The organism is Pseudomonas sp. SWRI92 (genome assembly GCF_014268685.1).
Classification (GTDB): Bacteria; Pseudomonadota; Gammaproteobacteria; order Pseudomonadales; family Pseudomonadaceae; genus Aquipseudomonas; species Aquipseudomonas marvdashtae.
The window spans coordinates 437,732-460,805 of record NZ_JABWQY010000001.1 but is presented as its reverse complement, the minus strand read 5'-3'; the positions used below and the strand labels follow the sequence as shown (position 1 = coordinate 460,805).

The window sequence follows — 23,074 nt, the reverse complement described above, 5'->3', positions numbered from 1 at the left end:
CTTGTGGCGAGGGAGCTTGCTCCCGCTGGACTGCGAAGCAGTCCTGAAGACTGACAACTCGGTGTGTCAGCCAGATCCTGAGGGCCGCTTCGCGACCCAGCGGGAGCAAGCTCCCTCGCCACAAAAGCACTATCAAAAACGGAGACAACCCATGAGCAAACGCATCAACTGGAGCGGCGTATTTCCCGCTGTCACCACGCAATTCAACGATGACTTTTCCATCAATCTGGAGAAAACCCATCAGGTCATTTCCAACGTTATCCGCGATGGTGTTTCCGGCCTGGTGGTCTGCGGCTCCGTGGGGGAAAACACCTCCCTGAGCGCCGAGGAAAAAATCGCCGTGACCGAAGTCGCGGTGGACGCTTCCCGTGGCCGGGTGCCGGTGATCTGCGGCGTGGCCGAGTTCACCAGCGTGCAGGCCGCCAAGGTTGCCAATGCCGTGCGCAAGGTTGGCGTGGACGGGGTGATGCTGATGCCAGCGCTGGTCTACGGCTCCAAGCCGTTCGAGACCGCCGAGCATTTCCGCTACGTGGCCCGGCATGCCGACGTGCCGTTGATGGTCTACAACAACCCGCCGATCTACAAGAACGACGTCACCCCCGACATCCTGATTTCCCTGGCCGACTGCGACAACGTGGTGTGCTTCAAGGATTCTTCTGGCGACACTCGGCGCTTCATCGACGTGCGCAATGAAGTCGGCGATCGTTTCGTGCTGTTCGCCGGTCTCGACGACGTAGTCTTGGAAAGCCTGGCGGTGGGCGCCGAAGGTTGGGTCTCGGGCATGTCCAACGTGTTCCCGAAAGAAGGCGAAACCATCTTCCGCCTGGCCCGCGCCGGACGCTTTGCCGAAGCCATGCCGATCTACGAATGGCTGATGCCGATCCTGCACCTGGACGCCCGCGCCGACCTGGTGCAATGCATCAAGCTGTGCGAAGCCATCGCCGGCCGCGGCAGCGCCCTCACCCGCCCACCGCGCCTCGCCTTGCCGGAAGAAGACCGGGTGTATGTGGAGCAGATCATGGCCAAGGCGCTGGCCAATCGGCCAGCTTTGCCGGATGTGGGGCTATAACCACCGACACAGTGATCGGAGCTTGTAAGTAATCCTGTTCAAGCAACAGCGGACCGGACTCTGTACGCTACAGGGCTCGGCCCGCCAAGCTTCTTTTGATTCGCGGGCCTGTAGTAGTGAACTACTTACCAGCCCTGTATGTAGCTAGACCGCCAGCTATCACTGTAGAGAGCCAGCGACCATTACATTAAAGAGGAAACCTATAATATATTTCTCTTACGAAGCGGGAGGTCCAAGGGCACCAGACGCCGTCGGGCAAGACCTCAGAACCTGGTACCCCTACGAGCTCAATGTTATCTTCGACTGTAAACGCAGCCCCATCGCAGTCAAGTTGTTGATTAGCAAACAACGAGATAGACTCTGGTGCCAAATGGAATGGCCACCGCTCATTGTAAGGTTTCCGTTCACGCACGATTTTCCCCATTATCATAAACGGATCACCGGGCTGGATGTTGTTACTAATGACGGCGGAAATCTGATCCGCTAATGCCGAATTGTCGATGGCAACCACAAATTCATGCGGACCAAACGAAGACGTATCTCCGCTTGGCGAGCTAAACCCATTCTGTGTTACGAAAGAAAAATACCGAGTGTTTGGCTCTGCGATAGCGGTCGAGCTCATCGCGACAACGGCAGACAACAACAATAAGCGTAACAGCGAGTTTGTTTTCATCAACTTATATCCAATAATACCTAATTAATATCAACTCCCTGACATCAGGAATCAACGCCGAGTTGATATTCGCACTATTTTATCCATCTTCAATCAATAATAGTTTAACCAAACACTACGATAAGACATTGACAGGGGTGTTCTGGAATGGCCGGACATTTACCGCTATCGAGCCATCGTTACTGTATAAAAAAATATGTCAAAACAAACTTAGTACTCTTCGCTATTCAGCCTCTCCCGCAATCAACGACGCTTCTCGGCGGCCATTCACAAGCGGCCCGCTGCTCTCACCGACGCAGCCGACCAACAACACCTCGCCATCGCCAGTCTTTGCTACGCTTTTGCCGGCGCTATGACGCGAACGGGAGGCGTTCCATGAACTATTTCCTGGCCCAGGCCCTCAATAACCGATGGGCCAACCATCGGCTGCTGGGCGCCTGCGCACAGCTGAACACGGCGGAGTACGAGGCCTACCGGACCAGTTTCTTCCCCTCCATCCAAGCCACCTTGTGCCATATCCTCGAGGTGGACCGCTATTACCTCACCGCCCTGGAAGGTGATGTGGACGGCCAGAAGCACGACTTCTTCGAAACCTTGACCTTCGCCGAACTGAGGGCACAGCAGGAACGAACCGACCATAGGCTGGTGGCGTTCTGCGAAGCCCTGCGAGAGACAGACCTCCCTCGCGCCATCGATCTGGTGCGCGCCGACGGCGAGGTGCGCGAACGGATCGACCGATTGCTCCTGCACCTGTTCGAACATCAGATCCACCACCGCGGCCAGGTCCACACCATGCTCAGCGCCACCCACGTTGATCCGCCGCAACTCGATGAGTTTTTTCTCGATTGCGACCGCCAGTTCCGAGCGCAAGAGGAGCAGCGGCTTGAACTTGATGAGCAGCGGGTCTGGCGCGATTACCTGCCCGACTGAATCGATTCCCTCAAGGAGACCTTGCCATGAACATGACCCTTCGCTGCATCGGTTTATCTTCGATGCTGGTTGCCACCGCGGCATTCGCCCACCATGGCTGGAGCGAATACGACGCCAGCAATCCGCTGACGCTAGAAGGCACGATCAAGGAAGCCGGCTACTCCCATCCCCACGGCACCGTGCGCCTGCAAACCACCAACAAGACCTGGACCGTGGTGCTCGCACCGCCCTCGCGTATGGAAAGCCGGGGGCTGAGCAAAGACATGCTCAAGGCAGGTAACACCGCCACCGTGGTCGGCTATCCAAATCGCAAAAAACCCGATGAGCTTCGCGCAGAACGCATCACCATCGGCGACAAGACCACCGAGTTGCGCTGATGCAGGACACCGCTCCAGCCGCCGCCCCGCAAGGCTGGATGGACCAACTGGGCGACTCGTCCCTGGCGTTGGCCATGCGCAGCGAGCTATGGCTGTATCCGCTGGTGGAAGTGGTGCACATCATCGGTTTTTCGCTGCTGGTGGGCGCGGTGGTGATGTTCGATCTGCGCGTTCTCGGGCTGTCGAAGGACATCGCCGTGACCTCACTGGCACGCCATCTGCTGCGCTGGGCAGTGGCAGCGCTGTTGCTGATCGTGCCTGCCGGTTTGATGATGTTCAGCGCTCATCCTCAGGACTTCGCCGGCAACAATGTATTCATTCTCAAGCTCTGCCTGATCGCGGCAGCCGGCATCAATTCCCTGTTGTTCCATGTTGGACCCTACCGCACGGTCGAGCAGTGGAACACCGGCCACAAGGCACCCGGCCTGGCCAGAACCCAGGCACTGATGTCCGTGCTGCTATGGGTTGCGGTCATTCTCTGCGGTCGATTGCTGGCCTACACCTGAACGACACCTGAAAAAAGGCGATGACCGCTGCCGGCCATCGCCAATCGCCCACCTCAGGCGCCCTCAGATCCGTGCGGGGGACACGATGATCTTCACGTTGTGCTCCTTGTTATTGACCAATTCTTCAAAGCCCTGCCCGACGATCTGCTCCAACTGGATGCGCCCGGTCACCAGCGGCGAGATGTCCAGGCGTCCGTCCGCGATGAAGGCAATCACGTCGGCAAATTCGCCGTTGTAGGCCAGCGCGCCAAGCACCTGTTTCTCGGTGGAGACCAGTTCGAAGAAGTTGAACTCGCTCGGTTCTTCGAAAATACCCACCAACACACATTTGCCTGCCTTGCGGATCAGGTCGATGGCGAGCTTGGCGGTGTGCTTGTTGCCGATGCATTCGAAGCTGACATCGGCGCCCAAGCCACCGGTCAGGCGGCGTACCTCGGCCAGGGCGTCGCATTGGTTGGGATCGATGACATGGCTGGCGCCCACTTCCAGCGCCTTGGCCTTGCGCGCGCCGGACATTTCCAGAGCAATCACCTGGGCCGCACCGGCGGCCTTGGCGCACATGACGGTGCACAGGCCGATGGTGCCGGCGCCGACCACCACGACGTTCTGTCCCAGTAGGCTGCCGGCCTTCTTGACCGCGTGCATGCCCACCGCCAGCGGCTCGATCAACGCACCGGCCTCGGCGGGAAAGTTGGCCGGCAGTTTATAAAGCAGATTAGCCGGGACGTTGACCAGCTCGGCGAACGCACCGTTGTTCATCAACCCGGTGAACGCCAGGTTTTCGCAGATGTTGTACAGCCCGTGGGTGCAGTAGTAGCAAGTGCCGCAGTGCTGGCAGGCATCAGCGGCCACCGGCTCGCCGACACTGAAACCTTCGACGCCGGCCCCCAGCTCGACGATCTCGCCACAGAACTCATGGCCGAGGATGCACTGGCCCTTGATCCCAGTCAGCGGGTGCGGCGCGTCCACTGGGATGAACACCGGCCCGGCCACGTACTCGTGCAGGTCGGAGCCGCAGATGCCGCACCACTGCACGCGGATCTGCACCCAACCGGCGGGCGGCGAAATCGGCAGCGGCACGTCTTCGACGCGGATGTCATTGCGGCCATGCCAGACAGCGGCGCGCATGCTGTGGGTCGGCTTGATTGAAACGTTCATGGCGTTACCTCCAGAATTTTTTATAGGACGACGATGCAATCGTCGCCCGCTTGATCAGTGCTGTCCGGTGAACTCAAGGATCAATCGATTGACCTGCTCGGCCGCTTCCATCTGCACCATGTGGCCCTGGCCGGGGAGCACTTCGACCTGCGCCGCCAGCCCTTCGACGTGAGCCGCCGGGATGATCGCGTCGTCGCTTCCCCAGATCACCAGGGTCGGGACGTGGCCGGCCTGCACCACTTCACGCAGGTCCACCTGTTGGCGACCGTCGGCGAACAGCGTCGCTGACAGTTGCCGCAGGGCGGCGTCCACACCTTCCAGGCGCTTGTACTTGAGCATGTCGTCGAGCATCTGGCGGTTGACCAGCTCGGCATTGGAGAACAGTTGCACCAGTTGCGGCTTGAGGGCGTTGCGGTTGGCGGCGTCGACGAAACCCTGCAAGTAGCTACCGTTGATCTGCGCCCCCAGGCCGGCACTGCCGATCAAGGTCAGCGACCGTATCCGCTGGGGCATCAGACGCGCGGCGTTCAGCGACACCGCCCCGCCCATGGAATGCCCCACCAGATGGGCCGCGTTGACGTCCAGGTAATCGAGCAAGGCCAGCACCACGCCGCTCAGCTCGTCCAGGTCGCCGCGTTGCAGGGTCTTTGAAGATTCGCCATGGCCTGGCAGGTCCAGGGCAATCACTCGACGCCCGGCCGCCAGGGCTTCATGGTTGAACAGCCAATTGTTCAGGTCGCCGCCAAAACCGTGCACCAGCACCAACGGCGTACCGCCCTCGCCGCGCTCGAAATAGCGGACCACCCGGCCGTCCAACTCGACTTTCTGCGGTTTCGGGCCACTGTCTTCATCAGCCGCGTCGCCCGGCACAAAGCTGGATTGAAACTGTTCGATGACCGCGTCGATCTCGGCGTCGCTGGCCTCGCCTTCGACGACGATGCCGAGCAAGGCGCCGACCGGCAGGGTTTCGTCCTGGCGGGCGATCTGCCGGCGCAGGATGCCGGAGAATGGTGCTTCGACGCTGCTGGAGATTTTGTCCGTCTCGACGTCCATCACTTCATCGCCCTTGGTGACTGCCTGCCCCTCTTCCTTGAGCCAGGCATCGACCCGGCCTTCGGTCATCGACAGGCCCCACTTGGGCATGGTCAGGGTAAAAATCTGGCTCATCAGCGCTTGCTCCACTCGATCACGTTGAGCACGGCTTGTTCGATCTTCGCCGCATCAGGGATGTACAGGTCTTCCAGGGCGTCGGAGAACGGCACCGGCGTGTGCGGCGCGGTGACCATTTCAATCGGCGCCTTGAGCGCGCCAAAGGCTTTTTGCGCGACAAGGGCCGAGATATCGGTGGCCATGGAGCAGCGCGGGTTGGCCTCGTCGATCACCACCAGGCGCCCGGTCTTCTCGACACTTTCCAGGATGCTGTCCTCGTCCAGCGGGCTGGTGGTGCGCAGGTCGATCACTTCGCAGTCGATGCCGCGTCCCGCCAGGTTGCGCGCCGCGTCCATGGCGGTGTTGACCAGCCGTCCGTAGGACACCAGGGTTACGTCCTTGCCGTCGCGCAGGAAGTTGGCCTCGCCGAACGGCACGGTGTAGAGCTCTTCCGGCACTTCGCCCTGCATGCTGTAGAGCAACTTGTGCTCGCAGAAGATCACCGGGTCGTTGTCGCGAATCGCCTGGATCAGCAGGCCCTTGGCGTCGTAGGGCGATGATGGGCAGACCACTTTCAGCCCCGGGATGTGCGTCCACAACGACGTGAGCATCTGCGAATGCTGGGCGGCGGCGCGCAGCCCGGCGCCGACCATGGTGCGGATCACCAGGGGCGTGGAGGCCTTGCCGCCGAACATGTAGCGGAATTTGGCCGCCTGGTTGAGGATCTGGTCCAGGCAGCACCCGGCGAAATCGACGAACATCAACTCGCACACCGGCCGTACGCCGCAGGTGGCGGCGCCGACCGCCGCGCCGACGTAACCGATTTCCGAGAGTGGCGTATCCAGCACGCGGCCGGGGAACTGGTCGTAAAGGCCCTTGGTTACGCCGAGCACACCGCCCCACGCGTCGTTTTCACCGGGGGCACCGGCGCCACCGGCCACGTCTTCGCCCATGATGAACACGCTGGAATCGCGGCGCATTTCCTGGGCCAGGGCTTCGTTGATTGCCTGCTGATAGCTGATTTTTCTCGCCATGATGGGATTCTCTGTTCTTGTTTTAGGAGGGTGTTCAGGGATAGCTGACGTAGACGTCGGTCAGCAGGTCCGCTGCAGAGGGCTTGGGATCGGACTTGGCCTTGTACACGGCGTTTTCAATCAGCAGGTCCACTTCCTTATCGATTTGTTCCAACTGCTCGACGGTGAGCAAACCGGCACGGGTCGTGCGCTCGCGGAACTGCATCAGGCAGTCCTGGTTTTCGCGGAAATGCTTGACCTCGTCCGGCGCGCGATAGGTCTGGGCATCGCCTTCGAAGTGGCCGTAGTAACGGGTCAGCTTGACCTCGATCAGCGACGGCCCTTCCCCGGCACGAGCGCGTTCGACGGCGGCCCCGGCGGCTTCATGCACGGCGAAGAAGTCAAAGCCGTCCACCGTCACGCCGGGCATGCCGAAGCCGGCCGCGCGGTCGGCGATGTGATCGCAGGCCACCGACCAGTTCGACGCCGTGGCTTCGGCGTAGCCGTTGTTTTCGGCGATGAACAGGCACGGCAGGTTCCACACCGAGGCCATGTTCATGGCTTCGAACACCGCGCCCTCGTTGGAGCCGCCGTCGCCGAAAAACACCACGGCAACGCTGTCGGTGCCCTTGAGCCGCGCCGCCAAAGCCGCGCCGACCACCAGCGGCGCACCGGCGCCGACGATGCCGTTGGCGCCGAGCATGCCCTTCTCGAAATCGGCGATGTGCATCGAGCCGCCCTTGCCTTGGCAGACGCCGGTTTTCTTGCCGTAGATCTCGGCCATCATTCCGTAGACGTCCACGCCCTTGGCGATGCAATGGCCGTGGCCACGGTGGTTGGACGCAATGCAGTCGTCATCGCCGAGGTGGGCCATGACGCCGGCGGCCGAAGCTTCTTCACCGGCATACAAGTGAACGAAACCGGGGATCTCGCCCGTGGCGAACTCCACGTGCAGGCGCTCTTCAAAGGCGCGGATGGTGCGCATCACCTGGTAGGCGTGCAGCAGTTGATCGTGGGCGAGCGGTGTCGACATTTTTATTCTCCTGGGGTGTCTTCTTGAAGATTCAGAGGGTGTTGCGGGTGCTCGCGGCCAATGGCCAACAAGCGTTGTTGCGCGGCGTAGATGAGCACCGCATTGACGTCGATGCTCAGCGGACCGCCGGCATCGAGGGTGACCGTGGGCCGGTCATGGACGTTGAATTCGATTTCCCGTTCGCCATCCAGGGCCAAGGTGCCGCTGGACAGTGACAAGCCATGGGCGACGCCGGGTTCCAAGGGCCCGGCGGCGAGCACCCCGCAGCCTTGCAACAGGCCGGGGGCGAGCGGCACCAGCAGCGCCTCGGGGGATTGCGGGTCCAGGCGCATCCAGGCGCCGCCCGGTGCCTGGCGGGACACCGGGAACCACAAGCCGCACAGGGCCGACAGGCCAATGGATTGCGGCTCGGCGAAGGTCACGAAGACTTCGGCCAGGTCCTGTGCCCGGCTAATGGCCCGGGCGCCGACAAAGCGCAGCGGCGACACGGCGACGTCCACCAGGGCGACTTCGCGCATGCCGCGTCCGGCGTCGCAGACCAACAGGCGCTTGTTGCGGCGCAAACCGATCTCGTCCGGGATCCGGCCACTGGCGTACAACCCACCGGCCAACCCGGCGCTGGTGGCCTCGCGCAGTTCGGGAAAGGCGTTGTTCGTGCCGGTGGACAGGGTCAGCAATGGGATGTCGCCGACTTCGGCGGCCACCGCCTTGTGGGTGCCATCGCCGCCGAGCACGGCGATCAGCGCCACCTCGCGCTCGGCCATCAGGCGCGCGGCCCGGCGGGTGTCTTCGACGGTCTGGCGCAGGGTCAGGTTGAGGAATTCCAGGGCCGGCCAGTGGCTGCTGCGGGCCTGGCGGCTGTGGCTGTTCTTCAGCACGGCGGCGGCCATGCCGATCATGTCGGTGGGCATCAGCACTTGTTCGATGCCGGTGGCGCCGAACGCGGCCAGCAGCCGCTGGATCACCGAGACCTTGTCGGTGCTGGAAAACAGCCCGGCGTTGGCGGTCAGGCGCCGCACGTCACGGCCCGACGCGGGGTTGGCGATGATGCCGACAGTCAGCGGACGGCGGTTCATGGCATCACCGGAAAATGGATGGTCAGCGGGCTTGGCCTGCAAGTCATAGGCACCTCTTTTTTATTATTGGAAGCCCACTGATGTGGGTCCAGGGCCTAGAGCAAGGCCGGTGCCAGTTCCCCGCAAATCAATGGAAAGCCCCGAGACAGAGCGCTTGCGATGCACCTTTGGGTGTTGCGCGGCGGCGCTGGGTGAGACGCCACATGTCAGCCTGCACGGGTCGGCGGCGAGACGCTGAGACGTGGCGTCTCACCCGCCATCTACGCTCCGTCGGGCTTGTCTGCACCCGGCGATCAGCGCTTAATGTGCCCACAACGACAAGAAGCTGAACCGGAGGCCGCTATGCTTTCCGCTCACTCCCGGGCGCATGTGGATTGCGTCAGCCGCGTACTGAAGAACGCCGCTCGACTGCCGCAATTGCCCGTGCCGGACCTGATCCTCGATTCATGGCGCCGCTCCATGGAGCAGCATCACCTCGATCCTGGCTCGCTGCAGGGCCCGCGAATCCTTTCCAACGACGTGCTCAAGCAGTGTCGCGAACGCTCTGAACTGTTCCTCAACATCGCCAGCGATGAAGTGGCGCGCTTGCATGGCCGGGTACGCGATGCCGACTATTGCGTGCTGCTGACCGATGCCCAGGGCCAGACCATCGATTACCGCGTCGAAACCACCCTTCGCAACGACTGCCGCAAGGCCGGGCTGTACTTGGGCACTTGTTGGTCGGAAGGTGAAGAAGGCACCTGCGGCGTGGCGGCGGTGCTCACCGCCAAGACGGCGGTGACCGTGCACAAGCGCGACCATTTCCGCGCGGCGTTCATTGGCTTGACCTGCTCCGCCGCGCCGGTCTTCGACCCGCAAGGGGAATTGCTCGGGGTGCTCGACGTTTCGGCGGTGCGTTCGCCGGATGACCGACGTTCCCAGCACCTGATCCGGCAGATGGTGGTGCAGAGCGCGCGGGAAATCGAACAGGCATTCTTCATGAGCAGTGCCCAGGGCTACTGGGTTTTGCGCGCGCATGGCAACGCCGGGTACGTCGACAGCCAGCCGGATTTGCTATTTGCCTGGGACGACGACGGCTGCCTGCAAGCGCTGAACCCAGCGGCCCGCCAGTATCTGCTACAACGCTACGGCCAATTGCCCCAACACATCAGCCAGGTCTTTGACCCACAACTGCTGCATCGCGCCCGCGACGAAAGCCTCTACCCCCTCGCCCCATCCTTGCACGGCCGCTTGAGCGCCCCACGCCGCCGGGCATCCTTGCGCCAGCGCGCCGCCACGACGCCGACCGAACTCGATCCCCGCCTGGCGGACAGCCTGAACCTGGCGGTGCGGGTCAAGGACCGCAACCTGCCGGTGCTGATCCAGGGCGAAACCGGTTCCGGCAAGGAAGTCTTCGCCCGCCAACTGCACCAGGCCAGCCAGCGCCGGGATAGGCCCTTCGTCGCGTTGAACTGCGCGGCGATCCCCGAAAGCCTGATCGAGAGCGAGTTGTTCGGTTACGTGGCCGGAGCCTTTACCGGCGCCTCGACCAAGGGCATGCAGGGGCTCCTGCAGCAGGCCGATGGCGGCACGCTGTTCCTCGACGAAATCGGTGACATGCCCCTGGCCTTGCAAACGCGGCTGTTGCGGGTGCTGGCCGAGGGCGAGGTGGCGCCGCTGGGCGCATCGCGGCGCAAGGCCGTGGACATCCAGGTGATCTGCGCCACTCACCGCGACCTGGAAAGCCTCGTGGCGGCCGGAGAATTCCGCGAGGATTTGTATTTCCGTCTCGGCGGCGCCCGTTTCCAATTGCCGCCATTGCGCGAGCGCACTGATCGACTGGCCTTGATCAACCGTATCCTGGACGAAGAATCGGCGCTCTGCGGGGGCTCGGTGCAACTGAGCGGCGCGGTGTTGGAGTGCCTGCTCGGCTACCACTGGCCAGGCAATGTGCGTCAGTTGCGGCACGTATTGCGTTATGCCTGCGCGGTCTGCGACACGAACGTGGTCCAGCTCAGCCATTTGCCTGAGTCACTGCACGGCACCCAAACCGCCGTTCGTAGCGAAGAACCCAGCGCCAGCCCGGAACGCCAGGCGCTGCTCGATGCCCTGGTGCGTCACCGCTGGAAACCTACCCCGACGGCCCGAGCCTTGGGCATTTCCCGGGCAACGCTGTATCGCCGGGTGCATCAGCACGGCATTGAAATGCCCGGCAGGAGCCCGGGCTGAAAACTTATCGCCGCGCCAGTTCGTGACGCACGCATTGTTCGTAATAGGTCTGCTTGACGGCAGCCGGCTTGAGCCGCGATGCGCTGTTGTAGGTCTGTTCGGTAATGCCCAGGGCAGTCATGCGCATCCAAGGCCGGGGGAATTTGCGCACTTGCAGTTTCTTGCGCGCGCCGTACAGGCTGACGCCAGACAGTTTCGACGCCTGCGCTCCCGCCGCAATGTCCGAACCCCAGCGACACACCGACTGCTGGTTGGCGGTGAGGGCCTTGGCCTGGGCTTCAAGCGAGACAGCGGCCAAGACCATGGCCGCCGCGATCCAGATAGAAACACGCATAGGTTTGTCGTCCAACCTTCTGAAATAAAAGAAGTTTGACGCCAAGCGAATGAGCAAGGGGCCAGTACTGAAGAAAACTAGAAACGTTGACAGATTAAGAACATAAGCTTCTGAAATTAAACGCTTTCTATTTTCTAGAGAATGAAGCGAGCTTCACAACCTTCTGAAGCGGCCTACAACCCGCGACAGGGGAGCAAGCTCCCTCGCCACGGTTTATTGGCTGGCCCTGGCTTCTTGCAGCAGTTGCTGGATCACTTGCTCCTGCTCGCCGTACCGCCCTTCGCCAAAGTGGCTGTAGCGCACCTGTCCCTTGGCGTCGATGAAGTAATGGGCGGGCCAGTACTGGTTGTTGAAGGCGCGCCAGATTGCATATTGGTTGTCGATCGCGACCGGGTATTGGATGTCCAGCTTGCGGACTTGGTCGCGCACGTTGGCGATGATCTTCTCGTAGCCGTACTCGGGGGTGTGCACGCCGATCACCACCAGCCCGTCCTTCTCGTATTTCCTGGCCCAATCATTCACGTATGGCAGCGTGTGCTGGCAATTGATGCAGTCGTAGGTCCAGAAATCCACCAGCACCACCTTGCCCCGCAGCGCCTCGCGGTTCAGCGGCGGCGAGTTCAGCCATTGCACGGCGCCGTCCAGTGAAGGCATGGCGCCCTGGGATTCGAGGTCCGGCATCGAGTTCGCCCCGGCCTTGCTGACCACGTAGTCGATGGCCTTGGGCACGCTTTCCAACAGGCTTTTTTCCAGGCTGGTCGATTGCTGGGACGAGGTGTTGGCGAGCAAGCGATCATCCACCCCGGTGCCAATCGCCACGGCCGCCAACAATACCAACGTCCCGGTGGCGCGGCGCAGCCAGGCCGTGATCGGCAGCGAGGGTTTCAGTCGACCGATCAAGCCGCGGCCAGCCAGGATCAACGTGCCCAGCGACAAGGCACTGCCCAGCCCGTAGGCGAGCAGAAGCAGACTGGTCTCGGCGCTGGCGCCCTGCAACATGGCCCCGGTCAGGATCACCCCAAGGATCGGCCCGGCGCAGGGAGCCCAGAGCAGCCCGGTGGCAACCCCGATCAACACCGACCCCGCAGGGCCGGCCATCCGTCCGGCATCGGCGTCAAGTCGATTGCCCAGGCTGACCAGCGGACGCGAGAGCCAGGTACCGACCTGGCTGAACATCAACGACAAGGCGAACAGCACCATCACCACCAGGGCGACTTGCCGGCCGATGCTGCTGGCGTGGATCACCCATTCGCTGCTGACCACCGCCAGGCTGGAGACCAAGGCGAACGTCAGCATCATGCCGGCCAGCGTCAACAGCACCGAGCTGCGCGATTGATTGGCCCGAGCGAACAGGAATGGCACCACGGGCAGGATGCAGGGGCTGAGGATCGTCAGAATCCCGCCGAGAAAAGCGATCAGAAGCATGGGAACACCTATAAAGGCTGACGTAGAACCTGTGGCGAGGGAGCAAGCGCCCCGCCACAGGTAGAGAAGATCAGTTTTCGTTGCTGCAGTTATCGGAAAACTTGCGATAGTCCAGCGCCTGCTTGTGACCCATCGAGTCGAGGTAGGTCATGTGGGCGTTCACCACGCCACACGCCGGCTGCGGATCTTCGGTCAGGGACAACACTTTCCGGATGTCCAGATGGCTGCCGTAGGTGTAGGTTTGCGCCTGGACATTGCTTTCGGCCCGGGCCGACAAGGTGCAGATGTTCAGCGCGGCGAACAGGCAGGTGGCGTAGATGGCTTTGGTGTTCATGGCGGTTTCCTCGATTCAATGGATGTTTATCGCAGAGGTCGTCGTGTTGCCTCGTTGGATGCCATTGAACGCCGCCCAGGTATCGCGTCTGTATCGGGGCGGGCGGCTTTTTGCATCGCTGTGTATCCGTCGCGCGCCAGATACACTGCAATACAAACCGGCGCGGGCCGTGCCGGCCGGCGGCTGTAGACTGGCCAGCAACAACAGGCGAAGGGGCAGAACACCATGGATCATGTCGATCATGTGTTGATCGTGGATGACGATCGCGAGATCAGGGAACTGGTAGGCAACTACCTGAAAAAGAATGGCTTGCGCACCACCGTGGTAGCAGACGGCAGGCAGATGCGCACGTTCCTGGAAACCACCCCGGTGGACCTGATCGTGCTGGACCTCATGATGCCCGGCGACGACGGCCTGGTGCTGTGCCGGGAACTGCGGGCCGGCAAGCACAAGGCCACGCCGGTTTTGATGCTCACCGCCCGCAACGACGAAACCGACCGCATCATCGGCCTGGAAATGGGTGCCGACGACTACTTGGTCAAGCCCTTCGCCGCCCGCGAACTGCTCGCCCGGATCAACGCCGTGCTGCGCCGCACCCGCATGCTGCCGCCAAACCTGGTGGTCACCGAGAGCGGGCGTCTGTTGGCGTTCGGTCGCTGGCGCCTGGACACCACTGCCCGCCACTTGCTCGACGGCGACGGCACCATGGTCGCCCTGAGCGGTGCGGAATATCGCCTGCTGCGAGTGTTCCTCGACCATCCGCAGCGGGTGCTCAACCGCGACCAGTTGCTGAACCTGACCCAGGGCCGCGATGCCGACCTGTTCGACCGTTCCATCGATCTGCTGGTCAGCCGGCTGCGCCAACGCCTGTTGGACGACGCCCGTGAGCCGGCCTACATCAAGACCGTGCGCAGCGAAGGCTATGTGTTCTCGCTGCCGGTGGAGATCCTCGAGGCCTCGGCATGAGTCTGCCGCTACGCTGGCCGCGCACCCTCGCCTCGCGCCTGTCGCTGATCTTCCTGATCGGTTTGGTCCTGGCCCAGGGCCTGTCGTTCGGCGTGCAGTACTACGAACGCTACGAGAGCGCCAAGAACACCATGCTCGGCAACCTGGAAACCGACGTGTCGACGTCAGTCGCCATCCTCGACCGCCTGCCGGCCGCCGAACGGCCGGCCTGGCTGCCGAAACTCGCCCGGCGCAACTATGACTACGTGCTCGACGAAGGCGAGCCAGGCATGCCGATGCTCCCCGACAATGCACCGATATCCGTCAGCTCGATCCAGGAAGCCCTGGGTGAATCCTATGCGCTGACCTACAACCAAATCCCAGGGCCAAAGATGCATTACCAGGCGCACTTGCGCCTGAAGGACGGCGAACCCTTGACGATCGACGTACGCCCGGCGATGGCGCCTCTTTCGCCCTGGCTCCCGGCGGTGCTGCTCGGTCAATTGGCGCTTTTGATCGGCTGCACCTGGCTGGCCGTGCGCATCGCCGTCAGCCCCCTCACCCGCTTGGCCCGGGCGGTGGAGACCCTCGACCCGAATGCCCACGGCGTGCGCCTGGACGAAAAAGGCCCAACCGAGGTGGTGCATGCGGCCAAGGCGTTCAATGCCATGCAAGACCGCATCGCCGCTTACCTCAAGGAGCGCATGCACCTGCTGGCAGCCATTTCCCATGATTTGCAGACGCCCATTACCCGCATGAAGCTGCGCGCCGAATTCATGGACGACGGCATTGAAAAGGACAAGTTGTCCAGCGATCTGAGCGAAATGGAGCATCTGGTGCGCGAAGGCGTGGCCTATGCCCGCAGCATCCACGGCGCCACCGAGGCCAGTTGCCGGATCAGCCTGGATGCGTTTCTCGACAGCCTGGTATTCGACTATCAGGACACCGGACAGGATGTGCAGTTGTCCGGCAAGAATGCCGCCGTCATCGATACCCGCCCTCATGCGCTGCGCCGGGTGCTGGTCAACCTGGTGGACAACGCCCTGAAATTTGGCGGCGCGGCAGAAATCCAGGTCCAGCCTGCCGACGGCGGCCAACTGGCGATCCAGGTACTGGACCGAGGCCCCGGAATCAGCGAGGAAGAACTGGCAGAAGTGCTCAAGCCGTTCTATCGGGTGGAAAGCTCGCGCAACCGGGAAACCGGCGGTACGGGCCTGGGGTTGGCCATCGCCCTGCAACTGGCGAACGCCATGGGCGGGTCGCTGAGATTGAGCAATCGCGACGGCGGCGGCTTGTGTGCCGAATTGCGCCTGGGCCGCGATAGCGCCTGCGCAGGTTAGCCGGATTCATCAGCGGGTTTGTATGCCAGTGTGTCAACGGGCACACGGCATACACAAACTTGCACAGCCCCCCCTTCCAGACACACCCCGCTTACACCCATTTGAAAGACTCCTTGTGTCCCCGGCCAACGTGATGGCCGGGCCCGACTTCCAAGGAGCTTCCCATGCCTACCACCACCGCAACGCCGCCTGCTTTCCGTTTCCAGGGTTGGTCGCTGTTCAGCCTGATCGCCGTCCTGGTGCTGCTGATGACCGCACTGACCGTGATGCTCAACCCAGACCTCACCGAAGGCGTGCGCAGTGCGATTCGCGCCACCGCCCGCTCCTCCTTCGTCCTGTTCCTGCTGGCCTTCACGGCCTCGGCGTTTGCCGTGTTGGTGCCCTCGCCGCTGAGCAAGTCCCTGGTGCGTGAGCGGCGTTTCATCGGGTTGGCCTTTGCCTTCTCCCATCTGGTCCACGCGGTCCTGATCTACGCCTATGGCCAGCTCAACACCGAGTTCTGGCCCGGCCGGACCACCCTTGGCAACGTGCCTGGCAGCGTCGGTTATGTGTTCGTCCTCCTGCTGGCCCTGACCTCGTTCAAAAGCACCACGCGGCTGATCGGCGCCAAAGCCTGGAAGCGCCTGCACACCACCGGCATGTGGGTACTGGCGGCGATTTTTGCCTACTCCAACTTCAAGCGCATTCCGATGAGCGACTGGTACGTGCTGCCCTTCGGCCTGATCTGCGCCGCCACCGCTGTCCGCCTGGTGGGCAAACTGGCCCAGGCCAACAAGCGCCAGCCCCTGCCACGCACGGTTTGAGAAGGAGATCGACCATGTATTGCATCGTATCGAAAGCCTTGAACGGCCTGCATCTGAATCTCGATCAAGCCGGTTCATGGCTCGCGCCGCTGGGGCTGCGCCTGTTCCTGGCCTGGGAGTTCTTCGAATCCGGCCTGGAGAAATGGAACGGCCAGAACTGGTTCGCCGAGATCCAATCGGCCTTCCCTTTCCCTTTCAACCATGTGCCGGCCAATTGGAATTGGGAGTTGTCGATGTGGGCGGAACTGGTCTGCGCCATCGCCTTGCTGGTTGGCCTGGGCACGCGTTTCTCGGCGCTGGTCCTGATGATCGTCACCGTGGTCGCCACCGCCGCCGTGCACTGGCCAGCGGATTGGTCGAGCCTGAATGAACTGGCACAAGGATATGCCATTACCAACAAGGGTTATGGCAACTTCAAACTGCCGTTGATTTACCTGGTAGCGCTGCTGCCGCTGCTCTTGCAAGGCGCCGGAAATCTGAGTGCAGATGCGTTGCTCAAGACGTTGCACCGTCGGTAGCGGCAACAAAAAATCGAAACCTTGGGCGGCTTGCGTTGGTCCAGTCCTGTATGAGCCAAAGCGCTGCGTACCGCTGCCACGGTGGTCGCAGCCGATCGAGACAGCCCATCGAGATGAGGAACAGACATGAGCATGACCGTCGGCGATTTTCTGGTTGAACGCCTTTATGAATGGGGGGTGCGTCGCATCTACGGCTACCCCGGCGATGGCATCAACGGCGTGTTTGGCGCCTTGAATCGGGCCAAGGGCAAGATCCAGTTCATCCAGGCACGTCACGAGGAAATGGCCGCTTTCATGGCCTGCGCCCACGCCAAGTTCACCGGCGAGCTGGGGGTGTGTATCGCCACGTCGGGGCCGGGGGCTTCGCATCTGGTCACCGGTCTGTATGACGCACGCATGGACCACATGCCGGTCCTGGCTATCTGCGGCCAACAAGCGCGCAACGCCCTCGGCGGGCATTATCAGCAGGAATTGGACCTGGTCAGTCTGTTCAAGGACGTGGCCGGCGCGTTCGTCCAGCAAGCCAGCGCACCGGCCCAGGTGCGCCATCTGCTCGACCGCGCCGTGCGCACGGCGGTGGGCGAGCGCCGGGTTACAGCGTTGATCCTGCCTAACGACCTGCAAGAGCTGGAGTACACCGCACCGCCGCACAAGCACGGCACGCTCCATTCCGGGGTCGGCTACCGCAAACCCAAGGTGGTGCCCTACGAGGAAGACCTGCGCCGGGCCGCCGATGTCCTCAACGCTGGCAAGAAAGTCGCCATCCTGGTGGGTGCCGGCGCATTGCACGCCACGGATGAAGTGATCGCCATTGCCGATAAACTCGGCGCTGGCGTCGCCAAGGCCCTGCTCGGCAAAGCGGCGGTGCCCGACGACTTGCCGTGGGTCACAGGTTCCATCGGCCTGCTGGGCACCGAGCCCAGCGACAACCTTATGGCCGGCTGTGACACGCTGCTGATGATCGGATCCGGCTTTCCCTACGCCGAGTTCCTGCCCGCCGAAGGCCAGGCACGCGGTGTGCAGATCGATCTCAAGCCGGACATGTTGAGCCTGCGCTACCCGATGGAAGTCAACCTGCAAGGCGACAGCGCCGATACCCTGCGGGCCTTGCTGCCCCTGATCGAAGAAAAGCCCGACCGCGCCTGGCGCAAGAAAATCGAACAGTGGCGAGCGGACTGGGACAAGACCCTGGAAAACCGCGCCCTGGTCACGGCCAAGCCGATCAATCCGCAACGGGTCACCTTCGAGCTGTCGCCGCGACTGCCGGACCGCGCCATCCTCACCTGCGATTCGGGCTCCTGCGCCAACTGGTTTGCCCGGGACATCCAGATCCGTCGCGGCATGATGTGCTCGCTCTCCGGTGGCCTGGCCTCCATGGGTGCCGCGGTGCCTTACGCCATTGCCGCCAAGTTCTGCCATCCGGATCGGCCGGTCATCGCGCTGGTGGGCGATGGCGCGATGCAAATGAACAACATGGCCGAGCTGATCACCGTTGCCAAATACTGGCGCACCTGGACGAACAACACCTGGATCTGCGCGGTGTTCAACAACCAGGACCTGAATCAGGTGACCTGGGAGCAGCGTGTCATGGAAGGCGACCCGAAATTCGAAGCGTCCCAGGACATCCCTGACGTGCCTTATCACTTGTTCGCCGAATCCATCGGCCTCAAAGGCATCCTCGTCGATCAGGAAACAGACGTCGCCACCGCCTGGGAACAAGCGCTCGCCGCCGAACGGCCGGTGCTCATCGAGTTCCGGACCGACCCCGACGTGCCGCCATTGCCGCCGCATATCAAGTTGGAACAGGCAAAGAAATTCGCTTCCACTCTGCTCCAAGGCGACCCGAACGAGCTTGGCATCGTCGTGGCGACCGCCAAACAGGTGTTGGGCTCGCTGCTGCCGGGCCACCGCAAGGACAAAGAGTGAGCATGCGCACGAAAGCAAGCCGGTATGAGCTGATCCTGTTGGGAGGCTTTGTCGCCCTATGGACATGGCTGGCCATTGCACCGATGAAACGCAGCGACTGGCTGGCGGAGAACCTGCTGGTGTTTGCGCTTCTGATGTTCCTGGTGGCCGTCCACCGCAGGTTCAGCTTTTCCCGTTTGTCCGCCACCCTGGTGTTCGTGTTTCTCTGCATCCATGAGGTCGGCGCCCACTACACCTACGCGAAAGTCCCCTATAACCAGTGGTGGCAGGCCCTGACCGGTGGCCAGCCGCTGGACCAACTGCTGGGTTTTGAGCGCAACCAGTTCGATCGCCTGGTGCACTTCAGCTATGGCCTGCTGCTCGCTTACCCGGTACGCGAGGCGCTGCTGCGGGTCATTCCAGCCGGGGGGTTCAGTGGGTATTTCCTGGCCTGGAACCTGATCCTGTCGTCCTCGGCTATTTATGAGCTGATCGAATGGGTGGGGGGTGCCTACATGGGCGGCGATACCGCGAAGGCGTTTGTGGGTGCGCAACAGGATCCCTGGGACGCGCAAAAGGACATGGCGCTGGCGGCGCTTGCCGCGTGCATGACGCTGGTGGCCGCTGCCGCGGTCAATTATTTCCAGCAGCGCGATTTTGCCCTGGAATGGGCAATGCGCAACAAAGCCAGTACCTGATAGCCGGCGTCGGGAGAAAAAATGATGCAGTTGGTCAGCATTTCCACACTTTTATTAAGTTAATCAGCCAGTCAGCCGATACAAAGCTAGTGCGAGGTATCTCGCGTTTCGCTGATGGCTTGTTTTTTATGATCGAAGATGCTGGCAATGGCTCCCCCGTGATAACCGGCGAGCGGCCGACCCGAAGTTTCACCCGCCGCACCTTCCCGGCCATCATGCTGTTGCTGTTCGTCATGTCCGCACTGGCCATCGCGGTGCTGCTCAATATCACCCAGACCCAGGACCAACAGGCCCGCGAGCAAAGCCTGTTCTTCGCACAACGGGCCATCGACGGTATCCGCACCGGTATCGGACGCGACCTGAGCGACTACTCCAAATGGAGCGACGCCTACCGGCACCTCCATGTGGAAGTCGACAAGGACTGGGCCTATGACCAGGAAAATGTCGGCAGCAGTGTGTTTTCGCTCTACGGCTATCAAGCCGTGTTTGTCATTTCCCCCACCGGCAAGACGGTCTATTCGGTCATCGATGGCGAGATGAGCGAGGTGGCGGCTGACACTTGGCTGAGCGGCGACCTGCGTGCCCTCGCCAGCAAAGCCAGCGCCGAGGAGAACCGCGATGAGGTGATCGTCGAGTTGCTGCATCACGAAGACGCGCCGGCCTTCGTCGCCGTCTCGGCGATTACCATCGGCACGGACAACAGCGTGCCCGAGATTCCAGGCCCGCCCAGCCTGCTGTTATTCGTGAAAGTCCTGGACAGCGCGGCGTTGCAAGGCCTGTCGCGGGATTTTGCTCTGCCCGATGCGCATATCGCCTATACGCCAGGCCCCAAAGAGACTGCCCAGGTCTTGCTCAACGACCTGACCCGCGAAGCGCTGGCATGGCGCCCGGCGACACCCGGCAAGGACCTGCGCAAAGTGCTGCTGCCGTTGCTGGCCGTGGCATTGCTGTTTCTCGGGATCATGGCCTTGGCGGTATTGCGCCATGCGCTGCTGATGCTCCGCGCCCAGGAACGCCAGTACGCCAGCCTTCTTGCGCACCGCAAAGCGTTGGAGCGCAGCGAAGAGCGTTTCCGGGACATTGCCGAGGTATCGTCGGACTGGTTGTGGGAAGTTGATTCGGCCGGGACATTAACCTACCTGTCCGAACGCTTCGAACAAGTGACCGGTTTCAGTCCCGTCGAGTGGCTGGGCAAGCCGCTGCACCGGTTACTTCATCCGCACAGCGGGTCGATCTCCATCGCGCATTGGCTGCTCGGTGGTGCCAACAACGCCTCATCCGCCCCGCTGCTGTGCGAATACACCGCGCATAATCAACGCATCCGTACCTGCAAACTCTCGGTCCGGGCCATTGATGCCGGCAGCTTGGGCTTTCGCGGCACGGCCACCGACATCACCGATGAATTGCGCGCGCTGGCACAGATCAAACACCTCTCCCTGCACGACCCGCTGACCGGGCTGGCCAACCGCAACCGCTTGTTCGATTGCCTCAGCGAACACCTGGACCAGGCGCAAGGGACGCCACTGGCGATACTGAACCTGGACATGGATCGATTCAAACCGGTCAATGACTCCCTGGGTCATGCAGTGGGCGACAAGGTGCTCAAGGAAGTGGCGCATATCCTTCAGCAAAACGTCCGCGGCACCGACCTGGTGGCCCGCCTTGGGGGCGATGAGTTTGTCATCGTCATGCCCAACCCCGGCGATGCGAACGATCTCGATCAACTGTGCGAGCGCCTGATCGATTGCATGCAACGGCCCATGCACCTGGATGGCAACACCTTGTACCTGGGGGTGAGTATCGGGGTGGCCTGGTCGCAGCCTCGCGATCAACGCGCCGAAGAGTTGTTGCGCCAGGCCGACATCGCCCTGTATGCGGCCAAGGGCGCCGGCCGCAATACCTGGCGTGTCTATGAAGAGGCCATGGGCAATGTCGCCCGCGACCGCCGCCGCTACGAGCAGCAATTGCGCGATGCGATGCACCAGGACCAGCTTGAATTGCGTTACCTGCCGCGTTTCGACGTGAATGCCGAACAGCTGCATGGTTTTGAAGCCCAGGTCTTCTGGCACCATCCCGAGCGAGGCGAACTGGGTGGAGCCGACTTCATCCCCGTGGCCGAAGCGTCTGGCCAACTGGAGGAGCTGGGCACCTGGATGTTGATCAACGCCTGCGAAGAGGCGATGACCTGGCCCAACGCGCTCGCCCTGTCCGTCGCCGTTTCGCCGAGGTGGTTCAGCAGCAGTTTTCTATTCAATCAAGTGCACAAGGCCTTGGAAACCAGCGGTTTGCCGGCGCAGCGCCTGACCCTTGAGGTGGCGGAAGGGGTGTTGCTGACCGATCACAAGACGCTCGCCAATACTTTGCATGCCCTCAAGGCGTTGGGCGTGCGGATCAATATCGATAAGTTCGGCACCAATATCGCTTCCCTGCGCGAGGTGCTTGACCAGCCGTTCGACGGTATCCGTTTCGATCGCAATATTTTGGCGCAGTTGGGGCTGGAGCACGATCAGGAAGGTGTGTTGGCGATGATTCGGTTGAGTCGCAGTGTCGGGCTGATGGTGACGGCCGAGGGTATTGAGAATGCCCGGCAGTATGATCAGTTGCGCAGTGTTGCTTGCGATCATGTGCAGGGGCCGTACTTTGGCGCGGCGCTGGCTCGTTCGCAGATGGCTTCGTTTTTTACTACGCCTCGGTGGCTTTAGTCCTCCTAGCAGTCGGGTGGGATTTTTTTGATTGAGTACATATCCGTTTCTTCGGTAACGGCTGACTAGGGTTTCGCTTTTACAGCGACTCACTTTTGTGAAGCGCAAAAGTAAGCAAAACGCTTTTGCCCCACCACTCGGTGCCTCGCCTAGGCTCGGCATGCCCTCTCTCCGGCATTGCTCCGTGGGCCCGCCGCGAAGGCCCATCCATGGGCCAGCGCGGCTATCCCGGCATCCATGCCGGGATGCCCACTGCGCAATACCTGCGTTCGGCCAGCGTGGTTAACGGGGCGCCGAGATCAACGTCCACTGCGAGGCGGCCTTATAGCCGACCTGGTTTTGGGTGATCGCGCTTCTCCTGTGAAGCCTGCTTGCTAGGACGGTCACAGGTAAATATCCACTTAGCCTCCCGGACTCTGGCGAAAACTCACGGCCAGCCGGTTCCAGCTGTTGATGGTGCTGATCGCCAGGGTCAGGTCGACCAGTTCTTCTTCGCTGAAATTGGCGCGCGCCAGGTTGTAGACGTCTTCGGGCACTTGGCTTTCGGCCAATAGCGTGACGGCTTCGGTCCAGGCCAGTGCTGCCTGTTCGCGCGGGCTGAAGAATCCGCTGTCGCGCCACACCGTCACCGCGTAGAGGCGCCGCTCGGTCTCGCCCTGGCGGCGCGCGTCCATCGAGTGCATGTCGGTGCAGAAGGCGCAGCCGTTGAGCTGCGAGGCGCGGATTTTGATCAGGTGGAGCAACGCCGGCTCGATGCTCAGGCGACTGGTCAGCGCTTCAAGGCCGATCATTGCCCTCATCGCGCCAGGGGACGCACTGTAGTAATCCAGACGCGGGCTCATGGCGGGCTCCGTAGTGGTCGATGTGTCCACGGTAGG

21 protein-coding genes are annotated in these 23,074 nt (G+C 62.1%); 12 read left to right on the top strand and 9 right to left on the bottom strand.

Annotated features, from left to right (window positions below; all coding sequences use genetic code 11):
- Positions 1–151 precede the first annotated feature (151 nt).
- The 4 genes from HU762_RS01780 (at position 152) to HU762_RS01765 (ending at position 3,555) form a co-directional block, all read left to right on the top strand.
- A complete protein-coding gene (locus HU762_RS01780; RefSeq protein ID WP_186632069.1) occupies positions 152–1,069 on the top strand; it encodes a dihydrodipicolinate synthase family protein in 918 nt (305 codons plus the stop codon).
- A gap of 1,048 nt (positions 1,070–2,117) precedes the next feature.
- Positions 2,118–2,672 carry a DinB family protein gene (locus tag HU762_RS01775; protein WP_186632066.1) on the top strand — a complete coding sequence of 185 codons (555 nt, stop codon included), beginning with the start codon at positions 2,118–2,120 and terminating at the stop codon, positions 2,670–2,672.
- Between the two features lie 26 nt (positions 2,673–2,698).
- Positions 2,699–3,049, top strand: coding sequence for a DUF6152 family protein (locus tag HU762_RS01770; RefSeq protein ID WP_186632063.1), 351 nt, complete (start codon positions 2,699–2,701; stop codon positions 3,047–3,049).
- Positions 3,049–3,555: a DUF6644 family protein gene (locus HU762_RS01765; RefSeq protein ID WP_202883634.1), complete on the top strand. Its 507-nt coding sequence runs from the start codon at positions 3,049–3,051 to the stop codon at positions 3,553–3,555. Before HU762_RS01770 ends, HU762_RS01765 begins: the two co-directional genes overlap by 1 nt.
- Positions 3,556–3,618: 63 nt before the next feature.
- Here HU762_RS01765 and HU762_RS01760 read toward each other — a convergent pair whose 3' ends face one another.
- From HU762_RS01760 to HU762_RS01740, 5 genes are all read right to left on the bottom strand, one after another.
- A complete protein-coding gene (locus HU762_RS01760) occupies positions 3,619–4,683 on the bottom strand; it encodes a 2,3-butanediol dehydrogenase (RefSeq protein WP_238340339.1) in 1,065 nt (354 codons plus the stop codon).
- An 84-nt stretch (positions 4,684–4,767) separates the two neighbouring features.
- Positions 4,768–5,880 (bottom strand): acetoin dehydrogenase dihydrolipoyllysine-residue acetyltransferase subunit, encoded by a 1,113-nt coding sequence (locus HU762_RS01755; RefSeq protein WP_186632057.1) that lies wholly within the window; start codon positions 5,878–5,880, stop codon positions 4,768–4,770.
- Positions 5,880–6,896, bottom strand: a complete 1,017-nt coding sequence (locus tag HU762_RS01750; RefSeq protein WP_045155939.1) for an alpha-ketoacid dehydrogenase subunit beta — start codon at positions 6,894–6,896, stop codon at positions 5,880–5,882. Before HU762_RS01750 ends, HU762_RS01755 begins: the two co-directional genes overlap by 1 nt.
- A 34-nt stretch (positions 6,897–6,930) precedes the next feature.
- Positions 6,931–7,908: a thiamine pyrophosphate-dependent dehydrogenase E1 component subunit alpha gene (locus tag HU762_RS01745; protein WP_186632053.1), complete on the bottom strand. Its 978-nt coding sequence runs from the start codon at positions 7,906–7,908 to the stop codon at positions 6,931–6,933.
- A 2-nt stretch (positions 7,909–7,910) separates the two neighbouring features.
- A complete protein-coding gene (locus HU762_RS01740) occupies positions 7,911–8,984 on the bottom strand; it encodes an NAD(+)/NADH kinase (RefSeq protein ID WP_186632050.1) in 1,074 nt (357 codons plus the stop codon).
- A 342-nt stretch (positions 8,985–9,326) separates the two neighbouring features.
- On the opposite strand from HU762_RS01740, the gene HU762_RS01735 reads away from it, so the two are divergent.
- Entirely contained in the window at positions 9,327–11,192 is a 1,866-nt protein-coding gene (locus tag HU762_RS01735) for a sigma-54-dependent Fis family transcriptional regulator (protein WP_186632047.1), read from the top strand.
- A 4-nt stretch (positions 11,193–11,196) separates the two neighbouring features.
- On the opposite strand, the gene HU762_RS01730 is transcribed toward HU762_RS01735, so the two are convergent.
- The 3 genes from HU762_RS01730 to HU762_RS01720 form a co-directional block, all read right to left on the bottom strand.
- Positions 11,197–11,526: a hypothetical protein gene (locus tag HU762_RS01730; RefSeq protein ID WP_186632044.1), complete on the bottom strand. Its 330-nt coding sequence runs from the start codon at positions 11,524–11,526 to the stop codon at positions 11,197–11,199.
- Between the two features lie 213 nt (positions 11,527–11,739).
- Positions 11,740–12,951 carry a cytochrome c biogenesis protein DipZ gene (locus tag HU762_RS01725; RefSeq protein ID WP_186632041.1) on the bottom strand — a complete coding sequence of 404 codons (1,212 nt, stop codon included), beginning with the start codon at positions 12,949–12,951 and terminating at the stop codon, positions 11,740–11,742.
- Between the two features lie 70 nt (positions 12,952–13,021).
- The gene (locus tag HU762_RS01720; RefSeq protein ID WP_186632038.1) at positions 13,022–13,285 is read right to left on the bottom strand and encodes a DUF2790 domain-containing protein; all 264 of its coding nucleotides are present in this window, start codon (positions 13,283–13,285) and stop codon (positions 13,022–13,024) included.
- Between the two features lie 225 nt (positions 13,286–13,510).
- On the opposite strand from HU762_RS01720, the gene HU762_RS01715 reads away from it, so the two are divergent.
- From HU762_RS01715 to HU762_RS01685, 7 genes are all read left to right on the top strand, one after another.
- Positions 13,511–14,251 (top strand): response regulator, encoded by a 741-nt coding sequence (locus tag HU762_RS01715; RefSeq protein WP_186610708.1) that lies wholly within the window; start codon positions 13,511–13,513, stop codon positions 14,249–14,251.
- Positions 14,248–15,570: a HAMP domain-containing sensor histidine kinase gene (locus HU762_RS01710; protein ID WP_186632035.1), complete on the top strand. Its 1,323-nt coding sequence runs from the start codon at positions 14,248–14,250 to the stop codon at positions 15,568–15,570. The genes HU762_RS01715 and HU762_RS01710 overlap by 4 nt, the downstream gene beginning before the upstream one ends.
- Positions 15,571–15,734: 164 nt before the next feature.
- Complete coding sequence (locus HU762_RS01705) at positions 15,735–16,373, top strand: ferric reductase-like transmembrane domain-containing protein (protein ID WP_186632032.1); 639 nt, start codon at positions 15,735–15,737, stop codon at positions 16,371–16,373.
- A gap of 14 nt (positions 16,374–16,387) precedes the next feature.
- Complete coding sequence (locus tag HU762_RS01700; RefSeq protein WP_186632030.1) at positions 16,388–16,891, top strand: DoxX family protein; 504 nt, start codon at positions 16,388–16,390, stop codon at positions 16,889–16,891.
- 126 nt (positions 16,892–17,017) lie between these two features.
- On the top strand, positions 17,018–18,817 hold the full coding sequence (locus HU762_RS01695; protein WP_186632028.1) for a thiamine pyrophosphate-requiring protein: 1,800 nt from the start codon (positions 17,018–17,020) through the stop codon (positions 18,815–18,817).
- A gap of 2 nt (positions 18,818–18,819) precedes the next feature.
- Positions 18,820–19,494, top strand: a complete 675-nt coding sequence (locus tag HU762_RS01690; RefSeq protein WP_186632025.1) for a DUF2238 domain-containing protein — start codon at positions 18,820–18,822, stop codon at positions 19,492–19,494.
- A 128-nt stretch (positions 19,495–19,622) separates the two neighbouring features.
- A complete protein-coding gene (locus HU762_RS01685) occupies positions 19,623–22,196 on the top strand; it encodes an EAL domain-containing protein (RefSeq protein ID WP_186632022.1) in 2,574 nt (857 codons plus the stop codon).
- A 401-nt stretch (positions 22,197–22,597) separates the two neighbouring features.
- Here HU762_RS01685 and HU762_RS01680 read toward each other — a convergent pair whose 3' ends face one another.
- Positions 22,598–23,038: a carboxymuconolactone decarboxylase family protein gene (locus tag HU762_RS01680; RefSeq protein WP_186632019.1), complete on the bottom strand. Its 441-nt coding sequence runs from the start codon at positions 23,036–23,038 to the stop codon at positions 22,598–22,600.
- Between the last annotated feature and the right edge of the window lie 36 nt (positions 23,039–23,074).